The 1,027-nt window shown below is 46.5% G+C and carries 1 protein-coding gene; it reads right to left on the reverse strand.

The annotated features are described in order from the left end of the window. The coding region (gene mutL, locus A3763_RS18980) for a DNA mismatch repair endonuclease MutL (protein WP_231872247.1) at positions 1–1,006 on the reverse strand (1,006 nt) is incomplete at its 3' end. Positions 1,007–1,027: the final 21 nt, after the last annotated feature.

The following is a 1,027-nucleotide window of genomic DNA, read 5'->3' on the forward strand; positions in this document are numbered from 1 at the left end:
GCGTAATCATATCACTCAACAAGTCTCTTACTAGCTGATCAACATTCACCTGCTGAAGTATCACTGGCACCTGACGAATAACGATACTTTCCGGACCAGACCGTTCTAGGCCCAAACCAAATTTCTGTAAGTCCCCGGCACATTCTTCAGCAACAGAAGCCTCTCGTTGACTTAGAGAGATATTCATCGGCACAAGCAGGGGCTGAGCCTTGATTCCATCACTATAAAAATCATTTTTCATTCGCTCATAAGTAATCCGCTCATGAGCTGCGTGCATATCTACAACAATCAAACCACTACTATTCTGAGCGAGAATATAAATCCCATGAAGCTGAGCAATAGCAAAACCTAATGGGTGTTCACGCCCATCAACAGCTTCTTGCTGCTGACCAAGGTTCTGATCAGGGTGAAGGGCTTTATATTGAGATAGAACCTCCGAAACACCCTGGCCAGATGTTTGCAACATTGATGGCGAAGCACTTCCCACACCTTGGCCAGCGCCAGTCACCGCACTACTAACTCCCTGGACTCCCAAAGACATTGCTGACTGAGAACCATAACTCGGCGTAAAAGCACTAGCCTGAGCTTGAAGCGAAGTACTTGCCTGAATATTTGACAAGTCGCGATTCGGTGCCGAACCATCTTCAGGAGCGGCCAATTCTTCTGGTCGAATATCCGCAAGCGCCTTATGAAGACTTCTGAATATAAAATCGTGAACTAAGCGCCCATCCCTAAAACGAACCTCATGCTTGGTCGGATGAACATTGACATCAACCAGCGCAGGATCAAGCTCTAGATACAAAACAAAGGCAGGGTGACGCCCATGATATAAGACATCACGATAAGCCTGCTTTACAGCATGACTCACCAAACGATCCCTGATAACACGACCATTAACGTAAAAGTACTGCAAGTCAGCCTGACTTCTTGAGAAGGTTGGTTTAGCTACCCAGCCCCATAACTTAAGCCCCGTTGCCTCTACATCAATATCAACGGCATTTTCCATAAAGGGCTTGCCACATAAGGC

This window comes from Oleiphilus sp. HI0128, assembly GCF_001635365.1.